The 18,799-nt window shown below is 73.5% G+C and carries 12 protein-coding genes; 6 read left to right on the top strand and 6 right to left on the bottom strand.

The window, feature by feature from the left end; translation table 11 throughout:
- Positions 1-71: 71 nt before the first annotated feature.
- The gene (locus tag AC0AIB_RS07005; protein ID WP_465096252.1) at positions 72-293 is read right to left on the bottom strand and encodes a winged helix-turn-helix domain-containing protein; all 222 of its coding nucleotides are present in this window, start codon (positions 291-293) and stop codon (positions 72-74) included.
- A 353-nt stretch (positions 294-646) separates the two neighbouring features.
- Between AC0AIB_RS07005 and AC0AIB_RS07000 the strand changes: the two genes are divergently transcribed.
- From AC0AIB_RS07000 to AC0AIB_RS06985, 4 genes are all read left to right on the top strand, one after another.
- Entirely contained in the window at positions 647-1,027 is a 381-nt protein-coding gene (locus AC0AIB_RS07000; protein WP_328344491.1) for a hypothetical protein, read from the top strand.
- The gene (locus AC0AIB_RS06995) at positions 1,024-1,824 is read left to right on the top strand and encodes a hypothetical protein (protein WP_328344489.1); all 801 of its coding nucleotides are present in this window, start codon (positions 1,024-1,026) and stop codon (positions 1,822-1,824) included. Before AC0AIB_RS07000 ends, AC0AIB_RS06995 begins: the two co-directional genes overlap by 4 nt.
- Positions 1,821-2,303 (top strand): hypothetical protein, encoded by a 483-nt coding sequence (locus tag AC0AIB_RS06990; RefSeq protein WP_465096251.1) that lies wholly within the window; start codon positions 1,821-1,823, stop codon positions 2,301-2,303. Before AC0AIB_RS06995 ends, AC0AIB_RS06990 begins: the two co-directional genes overlap by 4 nt.
- A 370-nt stretch (positions 2,304-2,673) precedes the next feature.
- Complete coding sequence (locus AC0AIB_RS06985; protein ID WP_328344485.1) at positions 2,674-3,021, top strand: hypothetical protein; 348 nt, start codon at positions 2,674-2,676, stop codon at positions 3,019-3,021.
- Between the two features lie 107 nt (positions 3,022-3,128).
- Here the strand turns inward: AC0AIB_RS06985 and AC0AIB_RS06980 are convergent, their stop codons facing one another.
- The 3 genes from AC0AIB_RS06980 to AC0AIB_RS06970 all read right to left on the bottom strand — a co-directional run bounded on the left by AC0AIB_RS06980 (position 3,129) and on the right by AC0AIB_RS06970 (position 9,127).
- Positions 3,129-3,836 (bottom strand): hypothetical protein, encoded by a 708-nt coding sequence (locus AC0AIB_RS06980; RefSeq protein WP_328344484.1) that lies wholly within the window; start codon positions 3,834-3,836, stop codon positions 3,129-3,131.
- Entirely contained in the window at positions 3,837-6,344 is a 2,508-nt protein-coding gene (locus tag AC0AIB_RS06975) for an FtsK/SpoIIIE domain-containing protein (RefSeq protein WP_328344483.1), read from the bottom strand.
- Between the two features lie 80 nt (positions 6,345-6,424).
- A complete protein-coding gene (locus AC0AIB_RS06970) occupies positions 6,425-9,127 on the bottom strand; it encodes a hypothetical protein (protein WP_465096250.1) in 2,703 nt (900 codons plus the stop codon).
- 161 nt (positions 9,128-9,288) lie between these two features.
- On the opposite strand from AC0AIB_RS06970, the gene AC0AIB_RS06965 reads away from it, so the two are divergent.
- A complete protein-coding gene (locus AC0AIB_RS06965; RefSeq protein ID WP_328344480.1) occupies positions 9,289-10,827 on the top strand; it encodes a M1 family metallopeptidase in 1,539 nt (512 codons plus the stop codon).
- A gap of 719 nt (positions 10,828-11,546) precedes the next feature.
- Here AC0AIB_RS06965 and AC0AIB_RS06960 read toward each other — a convergent pair.
- The gene (locus AC0AIB_RS06960) at positions 11,547-13,154 is read right to left on the bottom strand and encodes a glutamate synthase subunit beta (protein WP_465096249.1); all 1,608 of its coding nucleotides are present in this window, start codon (positions 13,152-13,154) and stop codon (positions 11,547-11,549) included.
- Positions 13,147-17,802 carry a glutamate synthase large subunit gene (gene gltB, locus AC0AIB_RS06955; RefSeq protein ID WP_328344478.1) on the bottom strand — a complete coding sequence of 1,552 codons (4,656 nt, stop codon included), beginning with the start codon at positions 17,800-17,802 and terminating at the stop codon, positions 13,147-13,149. Before gltB ends, AC0AIB_RS06960 begins: the two co-directional genes overlap by 8 nt.
- A 146-nt stretch (positions 17,803-17,948) precedes the next feature.
- Between gltB and AC0AIB_RS06950 the strand changes: the two genes are divergently transcribed.
- Positions 17,949-18,791 carry a GNAT family N-acetyltransferase gene (locus AC0AIB_RS06950; protein WP_328344477.1) on the top strand — a complete coding sequence of 281 codons (843 nt, stop codon included), beginning with the start codon at positions 17,949-17,951 and terminating at the stop codon, positions 18,789-18,791.
- Positions 18,792-18,799: the final 8 nt, after the last annotated feature.

Here is an 18,799-nt window from a genome sequence, read left to right as displayed (position 1 = left end):
GTAACGGAACCGCACCCCGCCCGGCAGGGCCACCGCCACCGACGGCCTGTCGGCGGAAAGCCCGTCGTCGATCACTCCCGCTCGGCGACGAACACCCCGAGCCCATGAACGCCCTGCACCCAGCCCTGCGTCTGCAAGACGAGGATGGCTTGCCGCACGACTGTCGTGGAGACGCCGTGCTCGGTCTTGAGCTGCACAGTGGAGGGCAACTGGTCCCCCGGTGCCAGCCCTCCTGATTCGATCTGACCACGAATGTGGTCCGCGAGTTGCTGCCACTTGGGCTTGACGGGCATGTGTGTACTCCCAGGTCTGCCCCGCCATTCGATCACGTGCTACCACTCGTGACAAGTAACGTGTTGTCGTGCTTGCTATGCGTGACTAGATGTGTAAAGCTCCCATTGACCGGCTCCCAGGTCTGCAAACCCGGAGTTGGTCTGTTCCGCACCCGCACAGAGCGCCCGGTCGGGTCATCCCCCGACCCGACCGGGCGTGCCGAAGCCTGCCCACCCACACCCAACCGGAAGCCCGCCCCCGAACAAGGCTCACCCGACCAGAAGCCCGCTTGCATGCGCTCTGCCCACACAGCCCTGCTACCCGACCCACCAGACCCCGCCCGAGGTGACCGAACAAACCGGGAGCTGCCCCGATGGACAACCGACCCGACCCCGACGACCACCCCGACAACCGAACCGGCCCCGACCAACAGCGCCACGCCGACCGACGGCACCGAGCACACCCCACCCGCCGAGCGCACGACAACCAACGAGCGCACGACAACCACCGCGAGCCCGACAACCGCCGCCCGTACGACAACCAGCGCTCGACCGCCGACGGTCCCCCCGAACCCGGCGGTGACCTCGGTCTGCTCGTCTCCGACCAGGACGTCGAGGACGCCGACGACATCCTGTTCGCCCATCCCCCGCGCGTGGTGACCCACAGGATCTGCGGCTGCGGCGACGACTACCCGTGCGAGCAGGTGCGGTACGCCCGGCTGATCAAGGCCGTCGCCGCCAGGGGACGCCGGTGAACGCCACCGAGCTGCGCCGGTACGCCGCCGAACGGGCCGCCGAGGCGCGGCGGACGCTCGCCGAGCACGGCATCGAGGCGTACACCGGGGTCTGTCGGAGCTGCGGGCGGCCGGGGCCTTGTGACGCGCAGCGGGCGGCGCGGGCCTGGCTGGCGCACTACGGCGGCACGGTGGACGATCTGCGGGTCGCCTGGCTGTCGACGCTCGCGGCGGCCGACCGGGCCGGAGCGCAACTGCACGGGGCGGGGCCGCCGGGTCGGCAGGTGCCCTGGCAGGACGCCGTCGTCGAGTGCTGGCGGGCGCTGAACCTGGCCCACGCGGTACCGGACGATGCTGGTGGTTCGGCCGGTGAGCTGCTGGCCGGGCTGCGGGCGGCGCGACTCGACGCCGAGCTGGCCACCGCGCTCGTCGGCGTGGTCAGGCACCGGCTCGGCGCGGCCGAGGATCGGCTCCGTCGTACCGGCGGGGCGGCGGATCTGGTCGCGGCCCGGCGGCTCGGTGCGGCTCGGCACCGGCTCGACCTGGCCGCCGCCCGGCTCGCGGTCGGCGGCCGGCGCGTCGACCGGTACGCCGCGAACGTGTCCGGCTCGCCGGAGCCGGAGCCGCCGCCACCGCCGGCAACCGGTTCGGTCGCCGCCGTGGCCACGGGCAGCAGAGCGGCGGTACGCCTGGTCGCCGCCCGACGCCGCCGCCAGCGCCCCGGCCCACTCGGCCTGCTCCGCCCCGGCCCGCTGAGCCTGCTCCGCTCGCGCCCCGGCCCGTACCCGCGCCACCCTTCCCGAGAGGACACCTGGTGAACGATCCGACCGCCGCGCTGCGCGGCCTGCTCACCGGCCGGCTCCGCAGCCACGACCGGCGGCTGCGCCGGTTCACCGAACCCCAGTGGCGACGGTACGGCGACCTGCTCGCCGGGGCGCTGCTGGTCGCCGTGCGGCGGCGCTTCGTCGCCGGCCAGGACCGCGCCCCGGTGATCCGGTTCGTGGCGGCGGCCCGGGAACGCTACGACCCGACCGGCCGCGACGTCGACCCGGTACGCGCCGAGGCGCTGATCTGGGCGGCCCTCGGCGAACAGCCACCGGTGCCGGACGACCCGACGGCCGTGGTCGCCCGGACGGTGCTGCTGCTCGGGCTGCTGGAGGACGAGGGGCTGCTCCCCACCGAACTGGATGCCTTCCTCACCGCCGCCGAAACTGCCGCAACCGACACCGCCGAAACCGGCACCGACACCGCCGAAACGACACCGCCGAAGCCGCCGCAGGCACCGACACCACAGTAGATGCCGAGGCGGTAGGCGGCGGGTCAGCGGCACCGGGAGAGCGGAAACGGCGGGATTCAGCAGACGTGCGTCTGCCAACTCACCTTAGTCACGGTCATGGGAACGTAGAAGAATCCGTCACCAGGCGTGGCGCAGTCCGTGCCGGCATAAACAGCACAGCTATCTAACCACATTGATGTGAGTGGATCGGACTCCAAGCTACCGCCGGCAGGTTTCACCGTCAAGTACCTGGCACTCCCGGGCAGCAGCCGGCGACAGCGATCAGCGACGGGGTTGGTTGACACGGGGAATATAGTCGATCCAGATCAATTTATTCCGGGACTGAACGAGCTCCGGCCCCGTTCCTGAAAACCGTTAGGAAGGGAAGCTCATGCGCAGTTTCACCAGCCGAATCGCTGCGGGTCTCGCCGCCGCACTGATCACCACGCTGGCCGTGACGGTACCGGCGTCGCCCGCAGCCGCTGTCGAGACGCTCAAGGTCCCCGACGTCGGCCTCGTCTTCTACCAGGCCACCACGCAGATCATCGTCGGCAGGCAGGCCACGCCCGACGGTATCTGCCGCCCGGTCCCGGCAGAGGCGATCTGGGCGATCGGCTGGAACGGCTTCGGTTCCGTCTTCGGCTATCGGACCTCCGACTGCACCGGTACCGCGTCCGAACTGAACAACTTCCACAGTTGGCCGTACGAGGGCTACTACCTCTCCTATCGGGCCGGCTGACCAGCATTCCCGGTGGTCGTTCCCGGACGACCACCGGGACGAGGTCCCTTCTTCACCACCGCCGAAACGGCTGCCGCGCAGCAGCCGCCACCGGCCCCGCAGGCACCTCAGCGCACCAGGCGGAACAGCAGCAGGGTCACGCAGTACGCCAGCGGCACCAGCAGGGCGCAGACGAGAAAGCCCAGCGGGGCGTACCGGGGCGGATCGGTGTCGGCCAGGGCCGGTCGTCCCCACCGCCCGAGGATCAGCCAACCGGCGACGAAGGAGACCAGCGGCAGGCCGGCGCAGGTCAGCGTGGCCAGGGTGAAGCCGTCGACCACGCCGATGCCGTTGGCGACCACCAGCACCAGCATGGTCAGCGCCCCGACGGCGGCACAGCCGACGTAGACGGCGACCGCGCGGGCCGTCGGTGACCAGGTGGGCAGCAGAGCAGGCCGCTGGGCCAGCGCCTCGGCCTGCTGCCCCAGCCGGTCCGCCTCGTCGACCAGCCGGGCCGCCTCCGCCAACACCACCGCCGGATCACCGTCCGCTCCGGACCCGGGAGCCACCCCGGCCCCGGAAGCAGCCCCGGCCCCGGCGATCGACTCCGGAGCGGGAACAGCACCCGGAGCGGGGTCGGTCGCCGGGGGCAGGCCGGCGGCGGCCCCGAGCTGGCCGAGGCGCTGCTCCTGGGCGGCCAGCCGCTGACCGAGCCGGGTCACCCCGGCGTGCAGGGTGCGCCGGCGTTCCGCCTCGGCGGCGGCACCCCGCTCGCCCTCCCGGATCCGGGCGGAGAGCTGACGGACCGCCGCCGCGTACTCGTCGTAGCCGGCCACTCAGCGCTCCTCTTCGGGGTGGTACCCGGGGCGGACGAACGGCACGATCAGCGCGGTGCGCTGGGCGTGCCTGTCGACCAGCAGCGCCCGGTCGGGGCGTGGCGTCCAGGTCAGGTCGGTCACCCCGAGATAGAGCCCGAGATCGTCGGCGGGCACGTTCAACGCCACCAGGCAGGCCACGTCGTCGCGGTTCTGGCTGCCGCCGAGGTCGTCGGCGAGCCGGCGCAGGCCCCGCCACCAGCCGAGCAGGTGCACCCCGTGCCCCGGCCCCGTCCGGAGCAGCGACCGCAGGTCGTCGTGGCCGGACCGGAAGGTGTCGGGGTCGGCGACGGCGAGCGCCGCACCTGCCGCGTCCACCCCGAAGACCACCAGGTACGTCCGGCCGCCCCCGCCCGGGTCGGCCACCAGCGCACCGATCCGGGCGCGCAGCCCGGCCGCGTCGACCCGGGTCACCGGGTGCCCGGCGGCCTTCAGCCCGACGGCCGTGTCGTCGGCAAGTTCGTCGGCGGCGGCCACCAGCGACGCCAACACGAAATCGGCCTCCCCGGGCCGGTGCTGACCGGCCAGGCTCAGCGCGGCGGCCCGCAGCACGTGCCCGCCGGTCGCCGAGGTGCCCACCACGCCCAGGTGCCGGCCGGGCGAGGCGTCCAGGTCGAACCGGGCGGTGCTGCCGGCCACGTCGACAGTGCGGCCCACCAGCACCGTCGGGCGGCGGGCGGCGGCAGCGGTGGCCGGGACCGGCTCGTCCTCCAGGTGGGCGGTGGCGTAGCCACGGAAGACCGCGGGCGGGCCGTTGTCGTCAGGACGCGCGTCCCACAGCTCGTAGCGCAGCCGGGCGAGCTGCCGGGCGTCGGCGTGCGCGTCGGGGAACCGCAGCAGGGTGTCCGCGCCGGCCGCCCCGGCAGCGGTGTTGACCACCGCCGTGCCGATCTCCGTCGCGCCGGTGACCACCCCGCGCGGGCCGAGCACCGCCTCGCCGCCGGGCAGCGCCACCCGCAACGCGAACTGCCCGAACAACGACTCGGCCCGGCCGTACAGGGCCTCCACGCCGCTTGTGCTCTGGCTTGCCAGCACCAGGTGTACGCCGTACGAGCGGCCCTTGCGGCCCAGCTCCTCCAGCAGGTCGACGGCCTCCCGGGCCAGCCGGTCGTTGCCGGCGAACAGCACGTGGAACTCGTCGATCACGACCACCGTGCGGGGCACCGGCTCGGTGTCCGGCAGGTCGGCGAGCTTGGTCACCCCGTGCCGCTTGAACAGCCCGGCCCGCCGGCCCAGCTCCCGGCGCAGCTCCCGGAGCACAGCCAGGCCGTACTCCCGGTCGGACTCGACGCCGACGGCCCGCGCGTGCGGCAGGAACGACGGGTCCCGGTCGGTGGGGACGAACTCGGTGAAGCTCACCCCCTCCTTGAAGTCGAGCAACCACAGCTGGAGCTCCGTCGGCGAATACCGGGCCGCCAGCCCGTACAGCACGTCGAGCAGGAAGACCGTCTTGCCCGCGCCGGTGCGGCCACCGACCAGCCAGTGCGGGGTCGCGTCGTCGAACGCCAGACCCACCGGGGTACGACCGGAGCGGCCGACCACTGTCGACAGGCCGGCGCGGGCGGAGCCGGTCCAGCGCCGCTCGGGCAGCAGGTCGGCCAGGTGCAGGGCGGTGTCCCGGCGCACCTGCGCGCCCAGCCGGTCGGCCAACGCCTGCACGGCCGGGGCGGGCGGATCGCCGTCGAGCAACACCGGCACGGCCAGCCCGGTGCCGTCGTCGCTGAACGGCTGCCCCGGCGGGTCGCCGATCCGGGCGTAGCGTTCGTCCAGGCGTACCTCGGTGGTGCCGCCCAACACCGGGGCGGCCTGGCCGGGCGTCGTCACCGCGCGCCCGGCGAACAGCACGCACACCCCGGCGGTCGGCCCGGCGTGGGTGAGCGCGGCGAGCCGGGCCAGTTCCCGCGGGCCGGGCGCGGACGCGGCCACCACCAGCAGCAGCTCCGCCTCCCCCGCACCGGCGCGGGCGTGCGCCTCGGCGGTGTCCAGCAGCGCGCCGATCTCCGCCTCGGTGGTGGCGACGCCGCCGAGCACCCCGGCGTCGCGCAACGGGCGCAGCGGGATGAAGGTGGCACCCCAGGCGGCCGGGTCGATGCCGACTACCCGCACGCTGCCCGGTGCGGCCGTGGTGAGCAGCCGCAGCACCAGCACCCGCAACAGCACCGCCACCCGGGGATCGCGGGCGTCCCGGTCGACCGCCAGGTGCCGGCCGGCACCCAACGGCAACAGCAGTGGGAACCGACCGTCCGCCGTGGACGCCTCCCCGATGCGCACCGGCGCCGGACCCCCGGACGCCTGCGGGGCGGCCAGCGCGTCGGCGAGCCGCGCCAGCCGGGCGACCAGGTCGGCGGTGCGTTCCGGGACGGGCTGCCCGGCCAACCGGTCCAGCAGCGCACGGGCCGCCGTCCACCGCTGCCGGGCCTGCCGGTGCGCGGCGACCGCCTGCCCGTACGCCGATGCGAGCCTGCCCACCACTGCTCCCCACCGACGCGCGGACGAATCGAGGGAACCCTAGCGCCCCACCGGGTCGCGGCGCACGACCCGCCCACCGGTCAGACCGGCCGGCAGCCCGGGTCCGGCCCGCTGTCGGCGGCACCGCAGTGGAACACCTCGACCGGTTCGGCGACGACGTCCGGCACCCGGGCCACCCGCAGCAACGCCAACCGCTTGGCGACCGGCTCCCCGGAGTCGGGGGCGTACCGGACCACCCCGGCCACCCCCGGGTAGCCGGCGGCGGCGTTCTGCCGCAGCACCTCCGCGTGCACCCCGACCGGGTTGACCGCGCGGGGTTCCCAGCGCCGACCGGTATCGGCGTGCCGCAGCCGGGCGGCGAGGCTCTCCACCGCCCGCACCACCATCATCGCCGCGTCGTAGGCGAGACTGACCCGCTCGCCGACCGGCGCGCCGGCACCGTCGCGGCAGCGCGGCGGATCGAGCAGGCCGGCGGAGCCGACCCAGGTCAGGAAGCTGCCCCGGGCGTCGTCCCCGGCGGCCTGCGCGGCCCGCAGCGCGGCGCAGGTGGCCAGGGCCGCCTTCGACACGTACGTCACCGGCAGGTTGCCCGGGGCGCTTACCCGCAGCCCCGGGTTGGCCATGTACCTGTTGACCGAGTCGTCGCCGACCAGGTGCCGGGGCGGGTTGCCGCCGCACTCCTTCAACGCCCGCAGGAAACCGTCGAACTCCGACCAACGCCCGGCGAACACCAGCACCCCCCGGTAACCGCACTCGCCTGTCAACCGTTGCCCGGTACGCCACTCGTCGAGCCGGGTGAGCCGGGTGCCGAACCGCTGGCGCAACCCGTCGACCAGGGTGCCGACGTAGAGGTCCTCGGTGAGGGAGCTGTCCTCCCCGGTGCTGTAGTAGGCGTGCGCCTCGGTCACCCGCAGCACCTGCCGGGCGTACACCTCGATCATCGCGGCCTGCGCCGAGTTGGGCGCGGAGATCTGCAGGTAGAGGCTGGAGTTCTGATCCATCCGGTCGGCGGACAGGGTGGGCGCGAGCACCGGCAGGCCGACCCGGTTGAGTTCCCGTAACGCCGAGGCGGTGCTGGTCCGGCTCTCCACCAGCCCCACCACCCCGAGCACCGTCGGATCCTCACGGGCCAGACCCTCCAGCATGGCCACCGCCGGCCCGGCGTGGCGCATCTGCCGGCCCCCGTTGGCGACCACCACGTGCAGCAGGGCCGCGCCGTCGGCCGCCGCCGACTCCTTGAGCAGGGCGTACTGGGTGGTGGCCAGACCCTCCAGCTCCTCCCGTTCGGAGACGTACGACTCCTCGTCCGCCCGGGTCCGGTTTCCGGTGAGGGTGCCCAGGTAGACCAGGGTGAGGTATGGGCGACGGTGGTCGCTGCGCCGCCACACCTCCTCGGCGGCCCGGTTCTGCGCGAAGATCCGCCGCTGCACCGCCCGCAGCCGGTCCTGGCCGGGCTCGCTGTTGAACACCTGCGCCGCGCCGTCGCTGTAGCCGACGCACTCCCCGGCGATCAACCGCACCCGCACCTGACCGGTCAGCGCCGGATGGCAGTCGGTCGTCCAGCGGCTGTCCGCCCATGCACCGGCCCCGACCAGCAGCGCCAGCACCACCGCCGCCGGTAGGAACCGCCGCGCCCACCACGGCGGATCGGGGGCGACCAGCGCGGGCGGGACCACCCCCGGCGGCGGCGTGGCGTCGTCGGCGTCCGGCCGTAACGCCACCAGCCAGGCTGCCGGCCGCCGCAGCCGTCGGGTCTCGGTCACCGCCTCGGCCCACTCGTCGACCGCGTCGTCCGCCTCGCGCAGCGGGCGGGTGCCGGGCAGCTCCGGTGGCGGTTCGGCGGCGAGCGCCACCACCAGCAGCGGATCGTTGCGCCCGGTCTCGTTGCGGACGTCGTTGAGCAGCCGGGCCAGGGTGTGCCCGACGCTGCCGACGGTCACCCCGTCGAGCAGCAGCACCGGGTAGGCGGTCCGTCGCCAGTCCCCGGGCCGCCAGACCCGTCGCCGGTACGCCTGCCGCAGGTCCTCCAGGAAGGCGTGCAACAGCAGCTTGTCCACCTGGGCCGGTTGCTCGCCGTCGCGCCAACCGGCGGTGAGGCGTTCGGCGAACCCGAGGAAGGTCACCGACTGGCGGGGGGCCAGGTACTGCTGCCGCATGAACCAGCGGTACTGACCTCCGACGACCGGCACCCGGCCGGAGACGGCGATCCGGAACACCACGCTGGGCACCGCGCGGCGCAGCAGCCAGAGCAGCACCTGGAGCGCCGTGCCGACCCCCGATTCCCCGCTGACCTGCGGCTCGTCGACGGGCCGCCGGCCCCGCCGGTCACGCAGGCGACGGACCAGGGTGGCCCGGCCGCTGTCGGCGGGGTCGGCCGGGTCGGCAGAGTCGGCCGGGCCGGCAGGGCCGGTGCCCACGCCCAGGGTCTGCTGCATGAGCCAGTCGGCCAGCGGGTAGTGCCGGAACCGCAGCCGGGCCGCCCCGAACGCCTCCAGCGACAACTGCCTGTGCAGTTCCCGCAGCAACGCCGGCACGTCCGAGATGTCGCGACGGACCGCCAGATCCAGTACGGCATGCGGCACCCGACGACCGACGCCCCGCCCGACGAAGCGCCGCAACAGCGCACCCGGGTCACTACCGGCGACGGCCCGGACCAGCCAGATCACCGGCAGCCGGTGGTCGCCCCGGCGGGGCCGGCGCAGCAACCGGGTCAGCAGGGAGAGCAGTTCGACGCCACCCGCCGGGAGCCCGTCCGGAACGGACCCGGAAGGCTCCGGAGTCACCGGCTCGACCATCGGGCACCTCCGCCGTGCTCTCGGGAGCTCCAGACCCCCCATTGTCGACGTCCGGGGCAAGTAGCGGATCGCCACCGATGCGGGGCGGACGGTTCCACCGCCGTCGATTAGGTTGTCGGTGCGAACACCCCGATGGAGGGAGTCCACCCGTGCGACGTGTTTTCACGGCGGCCATCGCCGCCCTGACCGTCACCACCGCCGGCACCCTGGTGACCGGCACCCCCGGCCAGGCCGACGCCCGACCGGGCAAGAGCCGGTCGGTCGCGGTCTCGGCCGCCCCGAAACCCGGCAGCCCCGGGCTCGGCGACCCCTACTTCCCCGACTACGGCAACGGCGGCTACGACGTCGACCACTACGACGTGCGGCTCCGCTACGAACCGGCGAGCGACCGGCTCAGTGGCACCACCACCATCCTGGCCACCGCCACCCAGGACCTCTCCCGGTTCAACCTCGACTTCCTGCTCGACGTGGAGTCGGTGCGGGTCAACGGGTGGACCGCCCGGTTCAGCCGGGAGGGCGTCCACGAGCTGGTGGTGACGGCGCCGCGTGGTCTCACCACCGGCCAGGCGATGACCATCGTGGTCACCTACTCCGGTGTGCCGTCGGAAACCCTGGTCGACGGTTACTCCGGCTGGACCCGCACGGGTGACGGGGCGCTCGCCGTCAACGAGCCCGAATCGGCCTGGTGGTGGTTCCCGGCCAACGACCACCCGCTCGACAAGGCCACCTGGGACATCTCGGTGTCGGTGCCCACCGGCGTCGAGGTGGTCAGCAACGGCGTGCAGCCCCGGCCCCCGCTGGCCGAGGCCGGCAACCGGACCCGGTGGAGCTGGCGCAGCACCAAGCCGGGCGCCACCTACCAGGCGTTCCTGGCGATCGGCCAGTACGACATCGTCACCGACACCGCGCCGAACGGGCAGCCGGTGATCAACGCCTACAGCACCACGCTGGGCGTGCAGGGGCCCGCCGCCCGGGCCAGCATCGAACGCACCGCCGAGATCGTCGACTGGGAGAGCGGCCTCTTCGGGCCGTACCCGTTCGAGGCGCAGGGTGGCGTGGCCGGGCCGGTCGACGGCATCGGCTTCGCCCTCGAGACGCAGACCCGCCCGGTGTACGGGCCCGGCTTCTGGCGACGCGGCAGCAACCCGTACGTGGTGGTGCACGAGAACGCCCACCAGTGGTTCGGCGACTCGGTCTCGGTGGCGAACTGGAGCAACATCTGGTTGAACGAGGGCTTCGCCTCGTACGCCGAGTGGCTCTGGTCGGAGGCGCAGGGTGAGGGCACCGCGCAGGAGCTGTTCGACTTCACGTACGGCAACTACCCCGCCGACGACCCGTTCTGGCAGGTCCTGCCGGGCAACCCGGGTGCCGGTGCGATCTTCGACGACGCGGTCTACGACCGGGGCGCAATGGCGCTGCACCAGCTCCGGCGGGCTGTCGGTGACGACGCGTTCTTCCGGATCCTGCCCGCCTGGACCGCCGAGCACCAGTACGGCAACGGCAGCATCGCCCAGTTCCAGGCCCTCGCCGAGCGGATCTCCGGCGTCGACCTGGACCCGGTCTTCACCACCTGGCTGTTCACCCCCGGCCGCCCCACCCCGGCCGCCGCCACCCGCACCGCGACCGCCCCGGCACAGCCGAAGTCGTGGTCACAGATCCGGGCGGCGCACCAGCTGATGGCGCGCTGACCGACCCCGGTTCGGGCTGCCTGCCCCAGGCACCGGGGCGGGCAGCCCGAACCGGCCCCACCCCTGCGCATCTCACGGGGCACCCGACCGGCCCGACATTCCCGACAGTCCTGCCGGCGGCCCCGGCCCCGACCTGACTCTGCTCCAGAGCATGCGCTGGCCCCGACTCCAGCCTTCTCACGACGGTCTGGCCTTGCCTTCGCCCCGGCTTGCACTGGTCCCGGTCTTGGTTCTGACCCCTGCTCCGGCTCGGCTTGGGCCAGCCCCGGGCCGGCTTCGACCCGGCCGGAACAGTAGCCCCGCAGACCAACCCCGGACCGCCTTTACGCCAGCCGGAACAGTAACCCCGGAGAGCAGTATGCCCAGCAGGCATGAATATGCCTGCTGGGCATAGCAGCCTCTGCGGACAGTGCCCAACCCGAGCCAGCTCGCCTCCCGGTGGGCACCGTCCCTGCTGTCCCGCACCCGCACCAGCACCAGCACCCGCACCGGCGGACCCGCCGGCCCGGAGCGGTACCGGCACCCAGCACGAGAACCGGGACAGGTAGTGCCGCGAGACCGGCTGCCAGCTGACGGAGTGGACCCGGCGGGCCCAGGCGGGGCCGTGCGGGCCGATCCCGGCTCCGGACGCTGTCAGCCGACCTGCGGACCAGGTCGGCTGACAGCACCAGCGAAGCGGACGGACCAGCGGGCGGCGAGGGATTCGGCGGGTCGGGGGATCAGCGGGCGGCCAGGGGTTGCCGGGCCGGGTCGACGGGGGCGGGCAGAGTGCCGACCCCGCCCAGGTAGGAGTGGATCGCGGCGGCGGCGGCCCGTCCCTCGGCGATCGCCCAGACGATAAGCGACGCGCCCCGGTGCATGTCACCGGCGACGAAGACGCCGTCGGTGTCGGTCTGCCAGTCGGGGCGGGCGTCGACCGCGCCCCGGGCGTTGCGGGTCACCCCGAACTGGGCCAGCAGCGGCTGTTCCTCGGTGCCCTCGAAGCCGATGGCCAGCAGCACCAGGTCGGCCGGCAGCTCCCGTTCGGATCCGGGCAGCGCGGTGACCACCCGTCGGCCGTCCCGCCGCTCCACCGTCACCTCGGCGATCCGGACACCCTTGACCTGGCCGGTGCCGTCGTCCACGAACTCCTGCACCGCCACCGCGAAGACCCGCTCGCCGCCTTCCTCGTGCGCCGGGTAGTTACGCAGCACCCACGGCCAGGTCGGCCACGGGTCCCGTTCGGCGTCCCTGCCGTGCGGCGGCTCCGGATAGAGGTCGAGCTGGTGGACACCGGCCGCGCCCTGCCGGTGGGCCACGCCCAGGCAGTCGGCGGCGGTGTCGCCACCCCCGATGATCACCACGTGCTTGCCGGCCGCGTCGATCGGCGTGCCGTCGGGCAGTACCGCCGTCGCGGGCCCGCCACCATCGGACCCGGTGCCGCCGGCCACGCCATCGCCCTGCAGGCCGCCACCGGTCACGCCATCGCCCTGCAGGCCGCCACCGGCCACGCCGGAGCCGGCGGCAGCCGCGTCGGCCACCACCCGGTTGGCGGCGACCAGGTGGGTCATCGCCTGGTGTACGCCGCGCAGCGGCCGACCCGGCGTCTCCGGGGTGTCCCGTCCCTGGAGCGCACCGCAGGCCAGCAGCACCGCGTCGTGCCGGGACCGCAGCTCCTCGGCGGTCACGTCGACGCCGACGTTCACGCCGGTACGGAACTGCACACCCTCGGCGACGAGCTGGGCCAACCGCCTGTCGATGTGCTGCTTCTCCAGCTTGAAGTCGGGGATGCCGTACCGGAGCAGGCCACCGATCGCGTCGTCGCGCTCGTAGACGGTGACGGCGTGACCGGCGCGGGCGAGCTGCTGGGCGGCGGCGAGCCCGGCGGGGCCGGAACCGACCACGGCGACCGACCGGCCGGTGGACGCCGGCACCGGGTGGGGGTTCAGCCCGCCCCGGGCCACCGCCGCGTCGGCGATCTCCACCTCGACCTGCTTGATGGTGACCGGCTGCTGGCCACCGAGGCCCAGTACGCAGGCCGCCTCGCAGGGCGCCGGGCAGAGCCGGCCGGTGAACTCGGGGAAGTTGTTGGTGGCGTGCAACGACTCCACCGCGGCGTCCCAACCGCCGGTGCGGACCAGGTCGTTCCAGTCCGGGATGCGGTTGCCCAGCGGGCAGCCGTCGTGGCAGAACGGGATGCCGCAGTCCATGCAGCGGGTGGCCTGCTCGCGGATCAGCTCCTCGCCGGCGGGCGGGTAGACCTCGCGCCAGTCGGTGATCCGCACCGCCACCGGGCGGCGGGCCGGCAGCCGCCTGTCGTAACGCAGGAAACCGTTCGGGTCAGGCACGGGCCACCTCCTGGGCGACCACCCGCGTGGCGGGCGGCACCGACGCGGTCAGCGCAGACATGACCGCGTCGTCGACGTCGCGGCCGGCGGCTTCGGCGGCCTTCATGATCTCCATCACCCGGCGGTAGTCCCGGGGGACCACTGCCGTGAACTCCTCCACCGCCTCCGGCCAGCGCTTGAGCAGCTCCGCGCCGACTGCCGAGTCGGTCTCGGCGACGTGCCGTTGCACCAGGTCGTGCAGCATCTCACGCTCGGCGTCGCGCAGCGGGGCCAGGTCGACCAGCTCGGCGTTGACCCGGCCGGTGTCCAACCGGTGCACGTATGCCGTACCGCCGGACATGCCGGCGGCGAAGTTGCGGCCGGTCTCACCGAGCACCACCACCGTGCCGCCGGTCATGTACTCGCAACCGTGGTCACCGACGCCCTCGACGACGGCCACCGCGCCCGAGTTGCGGACCGCGAAGCGCTCCCCCACCCGGCCGCGCAGGAACAGCTCACCGCCGGTGGCCCCGTAGAGAATGGTGTTGCCGGCGATGATCTGGTCCTCGGCGCGCTGCCCGGCGGTGGCCTCGGGGTCGACGAACGGCGCGGCGGCGTCCGGGCGGACGATGATCCGCCCGCCGGAGAGCCCCTTGCCGACGTAGTCGTTGGCGTCGCCGTGCAGCCGCAGGGTCACCCCGCGCGGCAGGAACGCGCCGAAGGACTGCCCGGCGGTGCCGCGCAGCACGAACTCGACGGTGTCGTCCGGCAGGCCGGCACCGCCGTGCCGGCGGGTCACCTCGCCGCCGAGCATCGCGCCGACGCTGCGGTGCTCGTTGCGCACCGCCACCTCCACCCGGACCGGGCTGCCGTCGCGCAGCGCCGGCTGGGCCAGCGCGATCAGCTCGTTGTCGAGCGCCAGCTCCAGGCCGTGGTCCTGGGCGCGGACGCCGCGCCGGGCCGCGCCCTCGGGCAGCTCCGGGGTGTGCAGCACCCGGGCCAGGTCGAGGCCGTGGCCCTTCCAGTGGTCGATCGCCGGTACGACGTCGAGCACCTCGGTCTGCCCGATCGCCTCTTCGATGCTGCGGAAGCCCAGCTCGGCCAGGTAGCCGCGGACCTCCTCGGCGAGGAAGAGGAAGAAGTTCTCCACGAACTCCGGGCGGCCGGTGAAGCGTTCCCGCAGCACCGGGTTCTGGGTGGCGATGCCGACCGGGCAGGTGTCCAGGTGGCAGACCCGCATCATCACGCAGCCCTCGACGATCAGCGGGGCGGTGGCGAAGCCGAACTCCTCCGCGCCGAGCAGCATCGCCACCACCACGTCCCGACCGGTCTTGAGCTGGCCGTCGACCTGCACGGTGACCCGGTCCCGCAGCTTGTTGAGCAGCAGCGTCTGCTGCGCCTCGGCCAGGCCCAGCTCCCAGGGGGTGCCGGCGTGCTTGAGCGAGTTGAGCGGGGACGCGCCGGTGCCGCCGTCGTGCCCGGAGATCAGGATGACGTCGGCCTTGAGCTTGGCGACCCCGGCCGCGACCGTGCCCACGCCGACCTCGCTGACCAGCTTGACGTGCACCCGGGCGGCCGGGTTGACGCACTTGAGGTCGTGTACGAGCTGGGCGAGGTCCTCGATGGAGTAGATGTCGTGGTGCGGCGGCGGGGAGATCAGGCCGACGCCGGGGGTGGCGTGCCGGGTCCTGGCGATCCACGGCCAGACCTTGTTGCCGGGTAGCTGCCCGCCCTCGCCGGGCTTGGCACCCTGCGCCATCTTGATCTGGAGGTCGTCGGCGTTGACCAGGTATTCGCTCGTCACCCCGAAGCGGCCGCTGGCGATCTGCTTGACCGCGGAACGGCGGGCCGGGTCGTGCAGCCGGTCGACGTCCTCGCCGCCCTCACCGGTGTTGGACTTGCCGCCGAGCCGGTTCATCGCGATGGCCAGGGTCTCGTGCGCCTCGGCCGAGATCGACCCGTAGGACATCGCCCCGGTGGCGAACCGCTTGACGATCTCGGTGGCCGGCTCGACCTCGTCGATCGGCACCGCCGGGCGCAGCCCGGTACGCAGGGTGAACAGCCCGCGCAGCGAACCGGCCTGCGCGGCCAGCTCGTCGACCTTGGCGGTGTACTGGCGGAACACGTCGTACTGGCGGCTGCGGGTGGCGTGCTGGAGCAGGAACACCGTCTCCGGGTTGAACAGGTGCAGCTCACCCTCGCGCCGCCACTGGTACTCGCCGCCCACCTCCAGCCGGTCGGAGCCGACGGCGCCGGGGGCCGGCCAGGCCTGCCCGTGCCGGGCGGCGACCTCGGCGTGGATCTCGACCAGCCCGATCCCGCCGATGGTGCTGGGTGTGCCCCGGAAATAACGGTCGACCAGCCGGGTGTCCAGGCCGACGGCCTCGAAGACCTGGGCGCCACAGTACGAGGACACGGTCGAGATGCCCATCTTGGACATGATCTTCAGGACGCCCTTGCCGAGCGCCTTGACGTAGTTGCGGACCGCCTTCGCCGGCTCCACCCCGGCCAGCGCCCCGGTGGTGATCATGTCCTCCACCGACTCGAAGGCCAGGTAGGGGTTGACCGCCGCCGCGCCGTACCCGATGAGCACCGCCGCGTGGTGCACCTCGCGGCAGTCGCCGGACTCCACGATCAGCGCCACCTGGGTCCGGGTCTGCTCCCGCACCAGGTGCTGGTGCACCGCCGCGGTGAGCAGCAGCGACGGGATCGGCGCCAGATCGGCGTTGGAGTCCCGGTCGGACAACACCAGGATGCGTACGCCGTCCTCGATCGCCTCGGAGACGTGCCGGCAGATCTCGGTCAGCCGAGCCTTGATGCCGGCACCGCCGTCGCGGATCCGGTAGAGCCCGGAGACCCGGACCGCCTTGAAGCCGGGCAGGTCGCCGTCCTCGTCGACGTCGAGCAGCTTGGCCAGCTCGTCGTTGTCGATCACCGGGTAGGGCAGCACGATCTGGCGGCAGCTCGCCGCGCCCGGGTCCAGCAGGTTGCCCTCCGGGCCGATGGTCGACGCCAGGCTGGTCACCAGCTCCTCCCGGATGGCGTCCAGCGGCGGATTGGTGACCTGGGCGAAGAGCTGGTGGAAGTAGTCGTAGAGCAGCCGGGGCCGGGTCGACAGCGGCGCGATCGGGGTGTCGGTGCCCATCGAGCCGAGCGGCTCCGCCCCGGTACGCGCCATCGGGGCGAGCAGGATCTTCAGCTCCTCCTCGGTGTACCCGAAGGTCTGCTGCCGCCGCCGCACCGAGTCGTGGGTGTAGACCACGTGCTCGCGGGCGGGCAGGTCACCGAGGTCGATCAGGCCGGCGTGCAGCCACTCGTCGTACGGCTGGGCGGCGGCCAGCTCGGTCTTGATCTCGTCGTCCGAGACGATCCGGCCGTTGACCGTGTCGACCAGGAACATCCGGCCCGGCTGGAGGCGGCCCTTGGCGACCACGGTGGCCGGGTCGAGGTCGAGCACCCCCGCCTCGCTGCCCAGCACCACCAGCCCGTCGGCGGTACGCCACCAGCGGCCCGGCCGCAGGCCGTTGCGGTCCAGCACCGCGCCGACGATCTCACCGTCGGTGAAGGCGACCGACGCCGGGCCGTCCCACGGCTCCATCAGGCTGGCGTGGAACCGGTAGAACGCGCGCTTGTCCGGGCGCATGCCCGGGTCGTTCTCCCAGGCCTCCGGGATCATCATCAGCACCGCGTGCGGCAGGCTCCGACCGGCCAGGTGCAGCAGCTCCAGCACCTCGTCGAAGTTGGCCGAGTCGGAGGCGGCCGGGGTGCAGACCGGGAAGACCCGCCGGATGTTGCCGGGGATCCCGGGGCTGCGCAGCAGCGCCTCGCGGGCCTGCATCCAGTTCCGGTTGCCGCGGATCGTGTTGATCTCGCCGTTGTGCGCGATGAACCGGTAGGGGTGGGCCAGCGGCCAGGACGGGAAGGTGTTGGTGGAGAACCGGGAGTGCACCAGCGCGATAGCGCTGTCGACCCGCTCGTCGGTCAGCTCCGGGAAGTACTCCGGCAGCTGGTCGGGGGTGAGCATGCCCTTCCAGGTCATCGTCCGCGCCGACAGCGACGGGAAGTAGGCGGTCACCCCCCGCTCGGCGGTCTCCCGCTCGGCCTGCTTGCGGACGCAGAACGCCACCCGGTCCAGGTCGATGCCGGCCAGCGGGGAGCCGGCCGGACCGGCCGGGGTGTCGGTGAGCCGGTGCGCGGCCAGGAAGACCTGCCGGATCCGGGGCATCGCCGCCAGCGCGGTCGCGCCGAGCCCGCTCGGGTCGGTCGGCACCTCCCGCCAGCCCAGCACCTCGGCCCCCTCGACCAGGGCGTACTTCTCCACCACCCGACGGGCGCGGGCCTCGCCGCCGTCGTCGTCGGGGAGGAAGACCAGGCCGGTGGCGTACTGACCGGCGGGAGGCAGCGGGAAGTCCACCACCGCGCGCAGGAACGCGTCCGGAATCTGGATCATGATGCCTGCGCCGTCGCCGGTGTTCTGCTCGGCACCCCGGGCGCCGCGATGATCCAGCCGGCAGAGCGCACCGAGGCCGTTCGCCACCACCGCATGGGAGCGCCGTCCGTACAGGTCGGCCACGAAGGCCACCCCGCACGCGTCATGCTCGTGCGCCGGGTCGTACAGACCGGTCGCGGACGGGACCGGCTGCGGGGTGTGCGGGTACGGAAGGGCCACCGGGTCTCCTGTCGTCACTCAGGTTGTTTCGTGGTCGGGACGACGTCGGCCCTTGGCAGTCTGTTGAGTCTACGTTAGGGCGACCCCGGCGGGGCCAGTGCGGATTGATCACACCGTCCAGACTCTGGGACATGTAGTCTCGCGCGGTGGATCCTGCACACCGCGACCTGTTCGACCGGTTGGAACGCTTCTACGATGCCGTACCCCGGGACGCCGCCCGCCCCGAGGAACACGGCGCGCTGGTGCTGTTTGCCCGGGATGGGGAGGGTTGGCCGTTCTACGCGCGACCGCGCCTCGACGCCACCGCACCTCCGTCGCTGGCCGACGTGCACGCGGTACGCGAACGGCAACGGGAGCTGGGCCTGCCGGAGGCGTTCGAGTGGGTGCACGAGACCACCCCGGACCTGCTCGCCACCGCCCGCGCCGCCGGGCTGGGCGTCCTGGAGGCACCGCTGCTGGTGCTCGACCCGGCCGCCCTGCCCGACCCGGCGACGCTCACCGACGTACCCGTGCGGGTGCTGGACCCGGACGCGCCCGGCTTCGCGCTCGACGTGGCGGCCCGACGCGCGGTCGCCGCGGTCGGGTTCTCCGCCGCCGGCACCACCCGGGGCGACGCCGGCCCGGCCGAACGGGACGCCGCGATGACCGAGCTGGACATGGCCGCCCTGGACGAGGAACGGGTCCGGATCGCCGACGGCCGGCGACTGTCGGCGATCGCCGGTACGCCCGACGACGGCGCGCTGGCCAGCGGTATGGCGATGCGGGTCGACGACGTCGCCGAGATCGCCGGGGTGGCCACCCTGCCCTCCGCCCGCCGCCGCGGGCTCGCCTCGGCAGTGACCGCCACCCTCGCCCACGCCCTGCGCGACGCCGGCACCGACCTGGTCTTCCTCTCCGCCGGCAGCGAGGAGATCGCGAGGGTCTACCTCCGCATCGGCTTCCGCCGCATCGGCACCGCCTGCCTGGCCGAACCCACCGCCCTCCTCTAACACCCCAC

It is taken from the genome of Micromonospora sp. DSM 43699, assembly GCF_055517075.1.
This window is presented reverse-complemented; position numbering and strand designations above follow the sequence as displayed.

What these genes read in the sequence shown, in the direction of transcription:
- AC0AIB_RS07000 (WP_328344491.1), top strand. Translation starts at nt 647, where the DNA reads ATGGACAACCGACCCGACCCCGACGACCACCCCGACAACCGAACCGGC.
- AC0AIB_RS07005 (WP_465096252.1), bottom strand. Translation starts at nt 293, where the DNA reads ATGCCCGTCAAGCCCAAGTGGCAGCAACTCGCGGACCACATTCGTGGT.
- AC0AIB_RS06985 (WP_328344485.1), top strand. Translation starts at nt 2,674, where the DNA reads ATGCGCAGTTTCACCAGCCGAATCGCTGCGGGTCTCGCCGCCGCACTG.